12 protein-coding genes are annotated in these 14,679 nt (G+C 69.4%); 4 read left to right on the top strand and 8 right to left on the bottom strand.

The window, feature by feature from the left end:
- Nucleotides 1–11: 11 nt before the first annotated feature.
- Nucleotides 12–776: a glycosyltransferase family 2 protein gene (locus OM513_RS05005; protein WP_264943066.1), complete on the bottom strand. Its 765-nt coding sequence runs from the start codon at nt 774–776 to the stop codon at nt 12–14.
- Nucleotides 777–1,097: 321 nt separating this feature from the next.
- Between OM513_RS05005 and OM513_RS05010 the strand changes: the two genes are divergently transcribed.
- The 4 genes from OM513_RS05010 (at nt 1,098) to OM513_RS05025 (ending at nt 6,734) form a co-directional block, all read left to right on the top strand.
- Entirely contained in the window at nt 1,098–2,501 is a 1,404-nt protein-coding gene (locus OM513_RS05010; protein WP_264943067.1) for an O-antigen ligase family protein, read from the top strand.
- Nucleotides 2,502–2,564: 63 nt separating this feature from the next.
- On the top strand, nt 2,565–3,290 hold the full coding sequence (locus OM513_RS05015; protein ID WP_264943068.1) for a polysaccharide biosynthesis/export family protein: 726 nt from the start codon (nt 2,565–2,567) through the stop codon (nt 3,288–3,290).
- A gap of 7 nt (nt 3,291–3,297) precedes the next feature.
- Entirely contained in the window at nt 3,298–5,520 is a 2,223-nt protein-coding gene (locus tag OM513_RS05020) for a GumC family protein (protein WP_264943069.1), read from the top strand.
- Nucleotides 5,520–6,734 (top strand): tetratricopeptide repeat protein, encoded by a 1,215-nt coding sequence (locus tag OM513_RS05025; RefSeq protein ID WP_264943070.1) that lies wholly within the window; start codon nt 5,520–5,522, stop codon nt 6,732–6,734. Before OM513_RS05020 ends, OM513_RS05025 begins: the two co-directional genes overlap by 1 nt.
- A 9-nt stretch (nt 6,735–6,743) precedes the next feature.
- Here OM513_RS05025 and OM513_RS05030 read toward each other — a convergent pair whose 3' ends face one another.
- The 7 genes from OM513_RS05030 to OM513_RS05060 all read right to left on the bottom strand — a co-directional run bounded on the left by OM513_RS05030 (nt 6,744) and on the right by OM513_RS05060 (nt 14,677).
- Nucleotides 6,744–7,895, bottom strand: coding sequence for a DegT/DnrJ/EryC1/StrS family aminotransferase (locus OM513_RS05030; protein ID WP_264943071.1), 1,152 nt, complete (start codon nt 7,893–7,895; stop codon nt 6,744–6,746).
- Nucleotides 7,873–8,469, bottom strand: coding sequence for an acyltransferase (locus OM513_RS05035; RefSeq protein ID WP_319951600.1), 597 nt, complete (start codon nt 8,467–8,469; stop codon nt 7,873–7,875). The genes OM513_RS05030 and OM513_RS05035 overlap by 23 nt, the downstream gene beginning before the upstream one ends.
- Complete coding sequence (locus OM513_RS05040; RefSeq protein ID WP_264943072.1) at nt 8,469–9,788, bottom strand: nucleotide sugar dehydrogenase; 1,320 nt, start codon at nt 9,786–9,788, stop codon at nt 8,469–8,471. The genes OM513_RS05035 and OM513_RS05040 overlap by 1 nt, the downstream gene beginning before the upstream one ends.
- A 93-nt stretch (nt 9,789–9,881) precedes the next feature.
- On the bottom strand, nt 9,882–10,967 hold the full coding sequence (locus OM513_RS05045; protein ID WP_264943073.1) for a glycosyltransferase: 1,086 nt from the start codon (nt 10,965–10,967) through the stop codon (nt 9,882–9,884).
- On the bottom strand, nt 10,964–12,298 hold the full coding sequence (locus OM513_RS05050) for an O-antigen ligase family protein (RefSeq protein WP_264943074.1): 1,335 nt from the start codon (nt 12,296–12,298) through the stop codon (nt 10,964–10,966). Before OM513_RS05050 ends, OM513_RS05045 begins: the two co-directional genes overlap by 4 nt.
- Before the next feature lie 79 nt (nt 12,299–12,377).
- Nucleotides 12,378–13,565, bottom strand: coding sequence for a glycosyltransferase family 4 protein (locus OM513_RS05055; RefSeq protein ID WP_264943075.1), 1,188 nt, complete (start codon nt 13,563–13,565; stop codon nt 12,378–12,380).
- Nucleotides 13,562–14,677, bottom strand: a complete 1,116-nt coding sequence (locus OM513_RS05060; protein ID WP_264943076.1) for a glycosyltransferase family 4 protein — start codon at nt 14,675–14,677, stop codon at nt 13,562–13,564. The genes OM513_RS05055 and OM513_RS05060 overlap by 4 nt, the downstream gene beginning before the upstream one ends.
- Between the last annotated feature and the right edge of the window lie 2 nt (nt 14,678–14,679).

The following is a 14,679-nucleotide window of genomic DNA, read 5'->3' on the forward strand; positions in this document are numbered from 1 at the left end:
TTAAGGCAGCGCTAACCGATCCAGGGCGGCACATGATAGTCGCTGGGCCTGCGCAGGAGCTGTACCGCCTTGAACGGATAGCGCGCCCACAGCAGCGCGGGCGCGCTGGCGATGCCGTTGCGGCGGAGCGCGCCCAGTATCTCGCCATTCATCGTGCGGCGGTCCACGCTGGCGCCGCCGTCGCGGAATCCCACCAGCGTCTCGTCCAGCGTGTGCAGCCGCGCGCCGCCCGCGAACAGCCGCACGATCAGCTCGAAATCGCCCGCGATGCGGAACCCGGCGTCGAACCCGCCCGCGCGCACCAGCGCCTCGCGCCGGGCATAGAAGGCCGGGTGGGGCGGCATATGGCCGAAGCGCAGCATCCAGGGCTGGAAGCCGCGGGCGCGGTAATGGCGGCGCACCCGCGCCATGTCGTCGCGCGCGACGATGGCGACCGCACCGGAGACGAGGTCCGCGCCGCTTGCCTCCAGCCCGGCGGCGATCCGGGCCGCCGCGTCGGTGCGGCAGAAGAAATCGTCGGAGTTGAGGAAGCCCACCGCGTCGCCGGTCGCCAGCGCCAGCCCCTTGTTCATCGCGTCGTAGATGCCCTTGTCGGGCTCGCTGACCGCCCTGGCGACATGGGGGAAGCGGCCGACGATCGCCATCGTGTCGTCGCGCGATCCGCCGTCGATCACGATATGCTCGATGTCCGCGCCCGTCTGCGCGGCGACGGAGCGGAGCGTGTCGCCGATCGTGGCGGCCGCGTTCCAGGAAACGGTGACGATCGACAGTTTCATCGCCGCTGTACGCCCCGGTTGCCCGTGGCGGGGCCGATGCTGCGGGATCGCCTCTTCTCCATCCGCCCGCCTTGGCAGCGGGCGGGGCGGGGGTCAACGCGCGGCCGTTCGCGGCGCCCGGACGATGGCGGTTGCGGTTCCGGATGGGCGGACCTATAGCCCCGTGACCATTCGAGAAAAAATCGAAGCGCGGGGTTCGGGATCGCCCCTTGCGAAGCAATCAATCCAGGGATGTTCGAGGGGTAAGGGGTTTTGGCAGGATCATCGGGATTCGGTCCGGCCCCGGGCGGCGGCGCCGCGCATCTTACCGCGCGCCGGGGAATGCGCAGCGGCGATCGCCGCTTCATCGTGTTCCTGGCCTTTGTCGCGCTGGTATTCCTTACCGGCGGCGGATCGCGTGACGACATCCAGTCGCTGGTCTTCCTGCGCCCGGCCTGCGCCTTTTTCATCGCCTATGCGCTGACCGTCGGCAGCGGGACCGGGCTGGCGCGGCTGCGCGTGCCGCTGCTGCTGCTGCTGGGGCTGGCGGGGTGGATGATCCTCCAGCTCGTCCCGTTGCCGCCCGCGCTGTGGCAATCGCTGCCCGATCGTGCCGCCATCGCCGCGATGGACCATGCGGCGGGGCTGGACGGCATCTGGCGCCCGATCTCGCTTTCGCCGTCCAAGACGCTGAATTCGCTGTGTTCGCTGGTCGTGCCGCTGGCCGGGCTGCTGCTCTATTCGGTGCTGCCGGACGAGCGGCGGCGGCTGTTGCCGATGGTGCTGGTGATCGCGGCCTCGGCCAGCGCGCTGCTGGGCCTCGCCCAGCTCGCCATGGGCGGGCACGGCCCGCTGTACCTCTATGCGATCACCAATGAGGGCAACGCCGTCGGCCTGTTCGCCAATCGCAATCACAACGCGGTGCTGGCCGCCACGATGCTGATCTTCGTCGGTCATCTGGTGCTGGAACGGCGGCCGGCATCCGGGCGCAGGCGCGGGCCGGATCTGGGGTTGGTGCTGCCCCTGTGCGCGGGTCTGCTGCTGCTGGTCGTGCTGCTGATCAACGGATCGCGCGCGGGATTGCTGGTCGGCGTGCTCGCGCTCGGCTTCGTCGCGGCATATCGCACGGCAGTGGAGCTGGGAACGCGGCGGGCCGATGCGATGCGCAGGGCGGACCGGCTGCGCCGCAACCTGAGCCTTGCCGTGCTGGGCGTGGCCGCACTGGTGGCGCTGGCGCTGCTGTTCGCCCGCGGGGAGACGATCGACCGGCTGGTGAACCTCTCCGTCGCGGACGAGCTGCGCGTCCGGGCGTTCGGCGTGATCAGCAAGATGGCTTCGGACAATTTCCTGTTCGGCATCGGCTTCGGCGCGTTCGAGAACGTCTTTCCGCGCTATGAGACGGCCGCGCTGCTGCAGGAAACCTATCTGAACAACGCCCATAACGACTGGTTGCAGTGGATCATCGAAGGCGGGCTGCCCGCGCTGGCGCTGGCCGGGGCCTTTGCGGCCTGGGCGGTGCAGCGGGGGGCGCAGCATTGGCGGCTGCGCGGCGCAGCGAAGCAGCGCGTGCGGCTGGCGGCGTGCGCCGGCTTCGCGCTGGTGCTGCTGCTGGCCGCCAGCCTGCTCGATTATCCGCTGCGCGTCCCGTCGATGATGCTCTATGCGGTGCTGCTGATCGCCCTGTTCGCCGACCCGCCCGAACCGGCGGCCGACGCGGGGCGGCGCAGATCGTCGCAGCGGCGCTAGATGGTGCAGAGGCTTGGCTGTATCCCAATGACCGGAGGATACCGTGATTCGAGGGGAAGGCGAATGAAGTTCAGACCCGCCGCCGCCGTGGCAGGCGCGTTTCTGGCCGTGATGCTGCTTTCCGGCTGCGAGGGCCGCATCCGCGAGATGGCGCAGGCCCCGGGCATCCAGATGGCGCCCGAAACCGGCATGCCGCGCCCCCAGCCGGCGGACCGGCTGACCGAGAGCGAGCCGTTGCTGATCGGCGCCTTCGACAAGATCGATATCGACGTATACGGCGTGCAGGACCTGCACCGCGCCGTGACGGTGGACGCCAGCGGCACCTTCCTGTTCCCGCTGGTGGGCGAGGTTCAGGCCGCCGGCCGCGATCCGCGCACGATCGTGGCCGACCTGACCGAGCGGCTGCGGCCCTATGTCAAGAACCCCCAGGTCAGCGTGAACGTGGTCGAGCGCGTCAGCCAGGCGCTCACGGTCGACGGCCAGGTGCTGAAGCCGGGCCAGTATCAGGTGATCGGCCGCCAGACGCTGATGCGCGCGGTCGCCACCGCGGGCGGAACATCCGAATATGCCCGGCTGGACGATGTGGTGATCTTCCGCACCGTCGGCGGCCAGCGCTATGTGGGCCTCTACAACCTCGCGGCGATCCGGCGCGGCAATTACGAGGATCCGGAGGTCTTCGCGAACGACATCGTGATCGTCGGCGATTCGAAGGCACGCCGCATGTTCCAGGACTTCCTGGCCGCAACACCGGTGCTCACCGCGCCGCTCATCCTTCTGCTGACGAGGTAATCCGCGCGTGTCGACGGTGTATGAAGAAGCGCCCTTCGGCGGCGAGACGGTGGAAGCGGCGGCGCCGGCCCAGCGGCGGATGTCGCTGGACGAGCAGGCGGTTTCGATCCTCGAGCGCTATTGGCAGGCGGTCGTCGGCCGCTGGCTGGTCATCGCGATCATCCTCGCACTCAGCATGGCGGTGGGGGTGATCGTCTATCTGCTCACCCAGCCGCAATACAGCGCCACCGCGCGCATGGAGATCAGCCGCATCCAGCCGAAGGTGACCAACCTGGAAGGCGTGCAGGTGGAGGATCGCGGCCGCGACGCGCAATTCTATGAAACCCAGTACAATCTGCTGCGCGCGCATTCGCTGGCCGAGCGTGTCGCGCGCGTGCTGGGCCTCCAGAACGACGACCGCTTCTTCGCGATGTATTCGGGCGGCAGCGCCGACGCCGGCAGCGCGCCCAAGGCGAAGCGCAGCGCCGGCGAGCAGGCGGCGCGGCTGAAGAGCGCGGCGTCGATCCTGCTCGACGGGATCGAGGTCGATCCGGTGGGCAACTCCAACCTGGTGGACGTGAACTTCGTCAGCCCGAGCGCGGAATTCTCCGCGAAGGTCGCCAACGCCTGGGTGCAGGAATATGTGCAGGCTAGCCTGGACCGCCGCTTCGCCACCACGTCCGACGCGCGCGCCTTCCTGGAGCAGCGGCTGAACCAGCTTCGTACCCGGCTTGAGGCTTCGGAGCGCGAGCTGGTGGCCTATGCCTCCAGCCGCGGCATCGTGGCGCTGACCGCGACGGACGCGCAGGGCCGTTCGGCGGGCAGCAAGACGCTGGTCGGCGACGAGCTGACCGCGCTCAACGCCGCGCTGTCCGAAGCGATTACCGAGCGGATCACGGCCGAGGCGGCGATGCGTGCCTCCGTGGCCAATCCGAACGCGCCGTCGCAGGGCACCGTCGCCAGCCTGCGCCAGCGCCGTGCCGAGCTTGCCGCGCGCTATTCGGCGCTGCTCACCAAGTTCGAGCCCGGCTATCCCGAGGCGGAGGCGCTGCGTTCGGAGATCCTGGCGCTCGACCAGAGCATCCAGCAGGAATCCGGCCGTTCGCGCGGCGATGCGGAGGCGGCCTATCGCAGCGCCGCGGCCAAGGAGGCCAAGCTCCGCACCCAGCTCGACGGGCTGAAGCAGAACTACAACACCCAGCGCAGCGACCTGATCCAGTACACGATCCTGGAGCGCGAGGTGGACACCAACCGCCAGCTCTATGACGGGCTGCTCCAGCGCTACAAGGAAATCGGCGTCGCGGGCGTGGGCACCAACAACATCGCCATCGTCGATGTCGCGCGCGTGCCCGGCAGCCCGTCCGATCCCTATTTGCCGCGCAACATCCTGGTTGCGCTGCTGGTCGGCATCATGCTGTCGGCGGCCTATGTGATCGTGGCCGAGGAGATCGACCAGAGCCTGCGCGATCCGGCCGATGTGCAGCGGGAGCTGGGCCTTCCGCTGCTCGGCACGATCCCGCGCGTCGACGAACGCGACGTGGCGGCGCAGCTTCGCGACAAGAAGACGCATCTCTACGAGAGCTATCTGGCGGTGCGCACCAACCTGTCGTTCCTTACCGAGAAGGGCGCGCCGAAGGTCTTCATGCTCACCAGCTCGCGCCCGAACGAGGGCAAGAGCCTGTCGGCTTTCGCGCTGGCGCGCCTGTTCGGCGAGACCGGGGCGTCGACGCTGCTGATCGACGCCGACATGCGCAACACCCGGCTCGAGGATCTGGTGGAAGGATCGCACGGCCCGGGGCTCAGCAACTATCTGGTCGGCGCGGTGCAGGTGAGCGACATCATCCAGCGGCCGGAGGGGCAGCCCTTCTCGGTGATCACCGCAGGCCCGACGCCGCCGAACGCGGCCGAGCTGATCGCGTCGGAGCGGTTCCGCGAGCTGCTGGCTACCCTGTCGCGCGATTATGCGCACATCATCATCGATGCGCCGCCGGTTCTGGGCCTGGCGGATGCGCCGCTGCTCAGCCGCTTCGTCGACGGCGTGCTGTTCGTGATCGAATCGAACGTGGGCAAGATCCGCGTGGTGCGCGGCGCGCTGCGGCGGCTGGAGCTACCGGGCGCCAAGATCTTCGGTGCGCTGGTTACCAAGCTCGACGGGCGTAACAGCAGCTATGGCTACGGCTATGGCTATGGGTACGGCTATGGCCAGGGCCGCGAGGCCCGGCAGCAAGGAGCGGCGGGGCAGCGCGCCTGATGCCGGTTGCGGGTTCGATCCTTCAGCCCCGGGTTCTGCTGATCTGGGGCGTGGCGCTGCTGGCTGCGGTGTTCCTGGGCGCATCGGCGCTGGGCGGCGTGGCCAAGGGCTCCAGCCCGGCGCTGGCGCTGTCGGTCAGCCCGCGCAACGGCTTCGCCTATCAGAATCTGGCGGCGCAGAAGCTGATCCTGGCCGGCACCAATTTCCAGAACGGCGGCGCGGCGGCGGGCCAGGCGGCGCTGGCGCGCGAGGCGCTGCGTCGCGAGCCCTATGCCGTCACCGCGATCTCGATCCTGGCCATGGCGAGCGAGGCGCGCGGCGACGGGCGGCGTGCAGGCGAGCTGTTCCGCATGGCCAACGCCTTCAGCAAGCGCGAACAGATCGCCAATTCGTGGCTGATCCTCGATTCCAGCAAGTCCGGCGATGGCGCTGCGGCGCTGCGGCTGGTGGACGAGGCGCTGCGCGTGCGCCCGGATCAGGCCACGCTCTATGTCCCGGCTTTGGCGCAGGGCCTGGCCCAGCCGGGCGTGGTGCCCTTCTTCCGCGCGGCGCTGGCACGCAATCCGGACTGGAGCGGCCAGTTCTGGTCGGCCGTCACCGAAGTCCCGGCGGCGCTCCCCAACGCGGTGCAACTGCGCGAGCAGATGCTGGGCGGTACCAAGGAAGCCGGCGACATCGATCGCGAGCTGGTGCTGGCGCTGGTCAAGAACGAGCGGTTCGATCTGGCGATGCAGCTCGGCCGCCGCTTCGCGCCGATCGATCTGTCGGTGGGGCTGGTGCGCAACCCGGGCTTTGCGGAAGAAGAGACGCTGCCGCCGCTCGACTGGGATCTGCTTAGCGACGGACGCACCGGCGCGGCGCTCGATCCGGTTGCCGGAGTGCTCGAGGTCAGCGCCGAATCGGGCTCCAGCGGTGTCGTGGCGCGGCAATTGGTGGAGGTGCCGCCGGGGGATTATGCGCTGCTCGCCAAGCTCGCCACGGCCACGCTGCCGAGCGGATCGGAGCTGTTGTTCCACCTGCGCTGCGCCGGGGCGGGCGCCACGCCCCCCCTGCTCGCGCGGCTGGAGGGCGAGGTGGACCTGCGCTTCACCGCGGAACCCGATTCCTGCCGCTACCGGTGGCTGGAGATCGAGTTTTCCGCGATCGACGCTTCCAGCTCGGCCAGCGCGCGGCTGGGCGACGTGCGGATTTCGGCGCAACGCCGCGTCCGCTGACGCGGAGCCTCAGCCCCGGATCGCGGCCCTGAGCGCGGCGATGACGTAATCCTGGTCCTGCGCGGCCAGATAGGGGTGCATCGGCAGGCTCAGCACCTCCGCGCAAAGCCGCTCCGACACGGGCAGGCCGTTGCCGGTGAACGGATAGTGGCGGTAGGCGCCCTGATGGTGGACCGGCCGCGGATAATAGACGGCGCTGGGCACGCCTGCGGACTTCAGCGCGGCCTGCACGGCATCGCGGCGGCCGCCGGGCACGCGGATCGTATATTGCGCCCAGACCGAGACGGCGTCCTCCGGCACCACCGGGACCTGCACCACGTCGCCCAGCCCCTCCGCATAGCGGTGCGCCACCGCCTGGCGCAGCGCGATCTCCTCTTCGAACACGCTGAGCTTCTGGAGGAGGATCGCGGCCTGGATGGTGTCGAGCCGGCCGTTCACGCCGATCCGCTCGATATCATATTTGTCCACCGTGCTGCGGCCATGAAGGCGGATCGAACGGCAGATCGAGGCCAGATCGTCGTCATCGGTGAACAGCGCGCCGCCATCGCCGTAGCAGCCGAGCGGCTTGGCCGGGAAAAAGCTGGTCGCGGTGAGCGTGCCGAAGGTGCCGACGCGCCCGGCAGGCGTCGCGCCGCCGAAGGATTGCGCCGCATCGGCCAGAATCCACAGCCCCTCCGCCGCCTGGCGGATCGCGGCATAGTCGGCGGGCAGGCCGAACAGATCGACGGCGATCAGCCCCGACGGGCGCAGGCCCCTTGCGCGGGCAAGCGCGATGCCGGCGGCGATTCCGGCCGGGTCAAGGTTGAAGTTCCCCGCATCGACATCGACGAACACCGGCGTCGCGCCCAGCAGCGCGATCGCTTCCGGCGTGGCGGTGTAGGTGAAGCCGGGGCACAGCACCGCGTCGCCCGGCCCCACGCCCAGCGCCATCATCGAAATCAGCAGCGCATCGGTGCCGCTGGCGCAGCTTATCGCATGCCGCGCGCCGGTGAAGGTCGCCAGCGCGCCCTCCAGCTCGGCGACCTCCGGCCCCATGATATATTGGCCGTGATCGAGCACACGGGCGATCGCCGCGTCGATCGCAGGGCGCAGCCGCGCCTGCTGGGCGGCGAGATCGATCAGTTCGATGCGCGGGGGCTTATTCGGCTGCAAGTCGGCCATCGCCGGTCTCCCGGTAGCGCGATCCGTCGATCGGGCAGACAAGGCCGGGGCCGAGCCGGGCGCCGGCCCGGCTCATCCAGCCGATGCGGCGCGCGGGCACCCCCGCCATCATCGCGAAATCGGGCACGTCCTGCGTCACCACCGCGCCCGCGGCGATGAAGCAATATTCGCCAAGCACATGGCCGCACACGATCGTGGCATTGGCGCCGATCGAAGCGCCGCGGCGCACCAGCGTGGGCCGCGCCTCATCCATCCGCACGATTTCGGCGCGCGGGTTGTTGACGTTGGTGAACACGGCGCTGGGGCCGCAGAACACGCCGTCCTCCAGCGTCACGCCCTTATAGATGCTGACGTTGTTCTGGATCTTGCAGCGATCGCCGATCCGCACGTCCGGCCCGGCCATCACATTCTGGCCCAGCACGCAATCGCGGCCGATCACGGTGCCGGGCAATATGTGGCAGAAATGCCAGATGCGCGTGCCCGCGCCGATCGTGGCGGGGGAATCGACATAGCTGCTCTCATGCGCCAGCGCTCCCGGATGCCCGGGCAGCTCGCGAAGGCCGCCAGCCGCCATCAGGCGCGCACCACCTTGTCCGTATCGATCCCGGCACAGGCGTTGCGCGTGTCGACCACCAGCCGGGCGTGCGCGACGACATGGCCCCAATCGACATCGTCATGATCGGTCGCGATCAGCACCGCGTCATAGCTCGCCAGCACCTCTGGCGTCAGCGCCACCGACTGTCGCCCGGCAAGGGCGGCATGCTCCCGCGTGCGCGGGATAACGGGGATGTGGGGATCGTGATAATCGGTGTGCGCGCCGCGCGCCTCGATCAGTTCGGTCAGGCGCAGCGACGGACTCTCGCGCATGTCGTCGACGTTCTTCTTGTAGGCCATGCCGATGATCAGCACGCGCGCGCCGTTCAGGCCGCGCCCGCTCTGTTTGTCGATCGCCTCCGCCAGCCGGTGGACGACGTGCTGGGGCATCGCGTTGTTGATGAGGCCGGCAAGCTCGATGAAGCGCGTGGGCACTTCGAACTCGCGCGCCTTCCAGGAGAGGTAGAAGGGGTCGATCGGGATACAGTGCCCGCCCAGGCCGGGGCCGGGATAGAATGCCATATATCCGAAGGGCTTGCTCTTCGCCGCGTCGATCACTTCCCACACGTTGATGCCCATCGCGTCGTAGATAAGCTTCAACTCGTTCACGAGCGCGATGTTGACCGAGCGGAAGATATTCTCGGTCAGCTTCACCGCCTCGGCGGTAGCCGAGGAGCTGACGGGAACGGTGCCCGCGACCAGATTGTCGTAGAGGCGGCAGGCCAGCGCGCGCGATGCGGGATCGTCGGCGCCCACCACCTTGGGGATGATGGCGTTGGAGTATTTCGGGTTCCCGGGGTCTTCGCGTTCCGGCGAGAAGGCCAGGAAGAAGTCCTTGCCCGCGCGCAGCCCGCCCGCCTCCAGGATCGGCTTCATCACCTCGGTCGTGGTGCCGGGCCAGGTGGTCGATTCGAGCACGACGAGCTGGCCCGCGCGCAGCCGCCGGGCGATCGCTTCGGTACTCTTCACGACATAGGACAGATCCGGGTCCTGATGCCGGTCGAGCGGGGTGGGGACGGCGATCAGGATCGCGTCCGGCTCGCCCAGCCGGTTCATGTCGCAGGTCGCGGAAAAGCTGCCGGCGGAGACGGCGGCGGCGATCGACGCGCTGGGGATATGCTTGATCGCGCTGACGCCCGCGTTGAGCTGTGCGACGCGATCGGGATCGACATCAAAGCCCAGCACGCGGAAGCCGCGGTCCACCGCAGTCAGCGCCAGCGGCAGGCCGACATAGCCCATGCCGATGATGCCGATCGTGAAATCGCGCCCCTCGATACGTGCAAGCAGTTCGTCCAGCATCCTCGGTCCCCGTATTTCGGCGCTGCAATGCCGCCTTGTGCCGGGCTTGTCTGCCCCGGAAGTGCAATTGAACAAAGAAAAACGCCGCGCCCTTCAGGATTCTCCAAGGTCCCGCGTGGTCAGCGCGCGATATTGGGCAAGGAACCGGGCGGCGATGCCGTCCCAGCGGAAGCGTTCGGCGATCAGCGCGGTACCGCGGTCGCCCATCGCCGCGCGTTCGGCATCGCTCGCCGAGGTGGCGGCGGCGATCGCGGTGGCGATCGCTTCCGCTTCGGGCGCGACCCACCAGCCGCAGCGATGCTCCTCCAGAAGCTGCCACGGTGCCCCGGTGGTGGCGATCACCGGCAGGCCGTGTGCCAGCGCCTCGGCCGCGGCGATGCCGAAATTCTCGCTATAGCTGGGCAGTACGAAAAGGTCGGCGGAGCGCAGCAGCGCCCGTTTCTCGCCATTCCAGACCGGGCCGCGGAGCCGCACCGTTCCCCCTAGCCCGTGTGCGGCGATGCGTGCGGCGACCTCGGCGGCATGGCCCGCCTCGTCCGGCCCGGCGATGACCAGCTCCCATCCCGCCGGCCGCACGCGCGCCCAGGCGTCTACCAGCATCGGCAGCCCCTTCACCGGATAGACCCGGCCCAGGAACAGCGCGGTGCGCGGCGCACCCGGCGCGCGGGGCAGGCGCGGCGCGCCGGCGGGCAGGTCCATGCCGTTGGCGATCATGCAATAGGGGCCGTCGAGCCCGCGGGCGCGGGCATTGCGCTCCTCCGCCTCGCTGGTGGCGTGGAGCAGGCTGGCGGAGCGCAGGTCGGCGCGCTGGTAAAGGTGCCAGGCGATGCGCTTCTTCAGCCACTTATGGTTGAACGCCCAGGGCTCCAGCATGCCGCGCAGGCTGACGACGCGAGGGATGTCCAGCCGGCGCGCCAGCCCCGCCAGCCGGTGGTTGTGGGGCAGCCAGATGCCGTTGTCGTGGATCAGATCGGGCCTGCCGAATGCGGCGATCGCTTCGTCCAGCGTCCCGCCCAGCAACGCCGCGTCGCCCGGCCGTTCGGGCGGGGTGGCGCCGTCCGCGCACCACAGGCCCACGGTGGCGCCCGCCCGCGCGAGCGCCGCGCCGAGCGTCGGCACCGAATAGGCGGGGCCGCCGTGGCTCCGGTCGAAGCTCGCCGACACCAGCAGCAGCTTCATGCGGCGGGCCGCAGCCTTTGCGATGCGTTCGGCGCAGGCAGCAGCAGTTGCGGCTTGGCGCGCACCTTGACCTGGGTTTGGTGGTGGATCAGCCAGAACCAGGTCCAGAAGTTGAGCGTATTCACATTGCCGGCGGAAAGCACCCAGGTCTCGAACCCGGCATGGCCCAGCGCGCCCATCATCAAGGCGAAGGGCAGGGCGGAATAGACCCACGCCTCGTTCGACAGATTCTGCGTGCGCCGCGAATCGCGCAGCGCCTGCACGATCGTGGCGCCCAGCCCGAGCACGAAGGTGACGAGTCCCCAGAGCCCGAGCTCGACGAGGACGGTGAGGTAGGAGGAATGGAAGTGGCCGCCCTGGTGCCGGACGAAGCGCCATTTGGCGGCTGTCAGAATCTCCTCCGACGTGCCCAGGCCATAGCCCTCGAACGGCCGCCGCTCGAACAGCGACCAGCCGTAGCGCCACACCTCCTCACGTCCGCTGAGCACGCTGGTGCGCCGCCGCAGCGATTCGGAGGTGAGGCCCAGCGCGTCGCCCAGATAGGCCATTATCGGCTGCCACCAGATGGTAAGGATCATCGCGAAGCCGAGCACCAGCAGCGTGTTGAGCGCCAGTCCGCGGCGATAGATCCAGAAGGCGCCGACCGAGAGGATCATCCACACCACGGTCGCGCGGGAACCGGTGACCCAGATCAGCCCGAGCGAGATCATCAGGAAGGGCAGATGCTTGTACTGCCACCCCTCGCCGCGGGCCAGGCAGCCGGCAACGAACACCACCGTGCCGGGCGCCAGGATCGTCGCCAGCGTGTTGGCGTTGTCGGTCCAGGCATTGAGGCCCATCGCGCCGCCGCCGCGGCCCAGATCGATGTTCAGGATGTAGAAGGGCAGCGTCGAGAGGACGATGATGCGGCAGAGGTTCGCGATGAGCTGGTAATAGGCCATCCGGCTGTTGGTCGCGACCAGAACGGCCGAGATCGAATAGCCCGCCGCGATCGTGCCGAAGACCGTCAGCGCGTTAAGGAACACCGTGGGCGAGCGCGAGCTGATGGCCGAGCTGGCGGTGAGCAGCGCCAGCGCTCCGATCATGATCGACGCCAGCGCCGGCGCCTTCGGGTGGGTGCGCAGCCGGAAGAAGGTGATGATCGAAACCACCGTAAGCGCCGCCAGCGGCGCCCATTTGCCCAGCGTCATCGCGCGGGAGAAGGCGGAGCCGAAGCTGTTCGCGGCGGTGAAGGCCAGGATCGTGACAATCAGCAGCGCGTACATCAGCCGCGGCGGGCGTTGCACGTCGCCGGAGAGGCGCGCGAAGAGCTGGGCGAGCGGCCCGTTCATCGAACGATCAATCCCCGGCAGACCGACGCGGAAAGCCCGCAGCCGAACTGGATCAACGCATCGCTCGCATGGGCCGCCATCACTTGCTCTCCCGCCTCGCAGCAGTCGCCGCTAGCGCGCCCGAAATCAAGTTTCCGGCTGCGAATTCCTCGCCTTGGGCGATCGCGGTGGCGCGCGCGGCGGCACCCATCGCATCGGCGCGCGCGGGATCGGCGAGCAGCGCCTCCATCGCCGCGGCGATGCCGGCCACGTCGCCCGCCGGCACCAGGAACCCGTTGACGCCGTCGTCGATCAGCTCGGTGGCGGCGCCCACCCGGTCGGACGAGATCACCGGCGTTCCTGCCGCCATCGCCTCGTTGACCACCGCCCCCCAGGGTTCGTGCCCGGATGGCAGGATCATCGCGGTGGCGATGGACATCAGCCCGGCGATCAGCGCCTGATCCCTGATCCAGCCGGTGGTGACGATCCGCGGATCGGCATCGGCGGCGGCGCGCACCTGGGGCATTAGCTCGCCATCGCCGACGATCACCAGCGCCGCGCCCTCCGCTCCGGCGGCGCGGCTCAGCGCCACCACGGCGTCCAGCGGGCGTTTGGCCGGGATCAGGCGGCCGACGAACAGGAATATCCGCGCGTCCGGCGCGATCCCCAGCTCGGCGCGCAGCGAAGGCTCGCCGCCGTTGGCGCGCAGCCGCTCCGCCTCCTCCACGATCGGGGCGGTGTCCGGCGTGTTGGGGAAATAGTGCATCGGCACGTCGCACGGGCCGAAGCGGCGCAGATACTCCGCCGCCTCGCGCCCGACCGGCAGGCCGAACGCCATGTTGCGCACCAGCCATCCCGCCACCGCGCGCTTGACGAACCAGCGCAGGCCAGAGCTGGCGGAGTTGCGCGCGCTCGTCTCGCAACTGACGGCATAGGGAACGCGATTGGCGATGCACCAGCGGGCCGCCATCCACATGGTGGGGTGAACATAGCCGGAAAGCACCACAACGTCCGGCTGGAAGGCATCCAGAGCGCGGCCCACCCCCGGGTTCCACTTGACTGAAAAGGGGTTCACCTGGCGCGGCGGCCGCCACTGGCTGCCCGGCAGGATCACCGGATCGAGCCCGGTGAAGTCGAGGTCCCAGGTGCGCCCCGGCTCGGCTTGCGCGCAATAGGCCAGGCGGAACGGCCCCGGCCAATCCTCCGCGATGCGCCGCTGCACGCCCAGGCGATAGGGCGTGGGGATATCGTCCAGGTACAGGAGGCGCGGCCCGTCCGGATTGCTCATCGGCGCAGTTCCGCGACGGTATCGCGCGTCGCGCGCGCGACGTGCTGCCAGGTGAAGTTGTCCGTCACCCGCGCCCGTGATGCGGCGCCCATGCCCGCGCGCGCGGCGGGCGGCAGCGCCAGGAAAGCCTCGATCGCGCCGCGCAGATCGGCGGAGGAGGCCGGCGGCACGACGAAGCCGTTGGCATCGTCCACCATGGTCGTGACCGCGCCGATCCGCGTCGCGATCACCGGCAGGCCGCACGCCATCGCCTCCAGGATCACGGTGGGCATGCCTTCGTACAGGCTGGCGAAGACGAAACAGTCGCTCGCACGATAGCGCGCGAACAGCGCAGCATCGTCCAGCCGGCCGGCGAACTCGATATTGGGGCCGGCGAAGCGGGCGCGCAGATCGGCCTCCAGCGGCCCCGATCCGACGATGGTCAGGTGCGCGCGATCCAGCCCGGCGAACGCCTCGCACAGATAGGCCACGCCCTTGTTGGCCTCCAGCCGCCCGACGAACACGAAGCGCGGGATGCCGTCCGCCGCGCGCGCGCCGCCGGTAAAGCCGTCGATATAGTCCAGGTCCACCGCGTTCGGCAGCGTTACGATCCGCGCGCCGGGCGCGTGCAGGAAGCGGCGCACCTCATCGGTCAGCCCGCCGCCGAGCGACACGGTGCGGTCCGCCAGCCGCGCGTGCGCGCGTCCGGCCCAGCGCATCGGCCAGCTCTTCAGCGTCTGCTCCAGCCCCACGGTCTTGAACATCTCCAGCCCATGGGGATTGTACAGCGTCACCGCCCCGTCGTCGCGCGGGCCGGCCAGATAGGCCCAGGCGTTGAAGCCCTGCGCATAGACCGCGTCGAAGCCGCCGCTGCGCAGATAGGGCGCGGCCTGCGCCGAGAAGAGATAGTTTGAGCGCAGCCAGAGCCGCGCGGACGGCCAGGGGAACTGGACGAGCTTGTAGGGATTGCCCGCAGCCGCGAACGCCGCCGTCTGCTCCGGCTTCAGCTCGGGGACGATCACCTCCACGTCCTCGCCCAGTTGCGCCAGGTGGTGGGCGAGGAAATGGGTGTGCCGCTCCATCCCGCCCATCAGGAAGGGGAACAGGCCGTGGTTGATGATCGCGATCCGCATGC

The organism is Sphingomonas canadensis, from assembly GCF_026013525.1.
Taxonomy (GTDB): Bacteria; Pseudomonadota; Alphaproteobacteria; order Sphingomonadales; family Sphingomonadaceae; genus Sphingomonas; species Sphingomonas canadensis.

Excerpts from the sequence above, each read along its gene's own strand:
- OM513_RS05005 (WP_264943066.1), bottom strand. The coding sequence starts at position 776 with ATGAAACTGTCGATCGTCACCGTTTCCTGGAACGCGGCCGCCACGATC.
- OM513_RS05010 (WP_264943067.1), top strand. The coding sequence starts at position 1,098 with ATGCGCAGCGGCGATCGCCGCTTCATCGTGTTCCTGGCCTTTGTCGCG.
- OM513_RS05015 (WP_264943068.1), top strand. The coding sequence starts at position 2,565 with ATGAAGTTCAGACCCGCCGCCGCCGTGGCAGGCGCGTTTCTGGCCGTG.
- OM513_RS05025 (WP_264943070.1), top strand. The coding sequence starts at position 5,520 with ATGCCGGTTGCGGGTTCGATCCTTCAGCCCCGGGTTCTGCTGATCTGG.
- OM513_RS05030 (WP_264943071.1), bottom strand. The coding sequence starts at position 7,895 with ATGGCCGACTTGCAGCCGAATAAGCCCCCGCGCATCGAACTGATCGAT.
- OM513_RS05035 (WP_319951600.1), bottom strand. The coding sequence starts at position 8,469 with ATGGCGGCTGGCGGCCTTCGCGAGCTGCCCGGGCATCCGGGAGCGCTG.
- OM513_RS05040 (WP_264943072.1), bottom strand. The coding sequence starts at position 9,788 with ATGCTGGACGAACTGCTTGCACGTATCGAGGGGCGCGATTTCACGATC.
- OM513_RS05045 (WP_264943073.1), bottom strand. The coding sequence starts at position 10,967 with ATGAAGCTGCTGCTGGTGTCGGCGAGCTTCGACCGGAGCCACGGCGGC.
- OM513_RS05050 (WP_264943074.1), bottom strand. The coding sequence starts at position 12,298 with ATGAACGGGCCGCTCGCCCAGCTCTTCGCGCGCCTCTCCGGCGACGTG.
- OM513_RS05055 (WP_264943075.1), bottom strand. The coding sequence starts at position 13,565 with ATGAGCAATCCGGACGGGCCGCGCCTCCTGTACCTGGACGATATCCCC.
- OM513_RS05060 (WP_264943076.1), bottom strand. The coding sequence starts at position 14,677 with ATGCGGATCGCGATCATCAACCACGGCCTGTTCCCCTTCCTGATGGGC.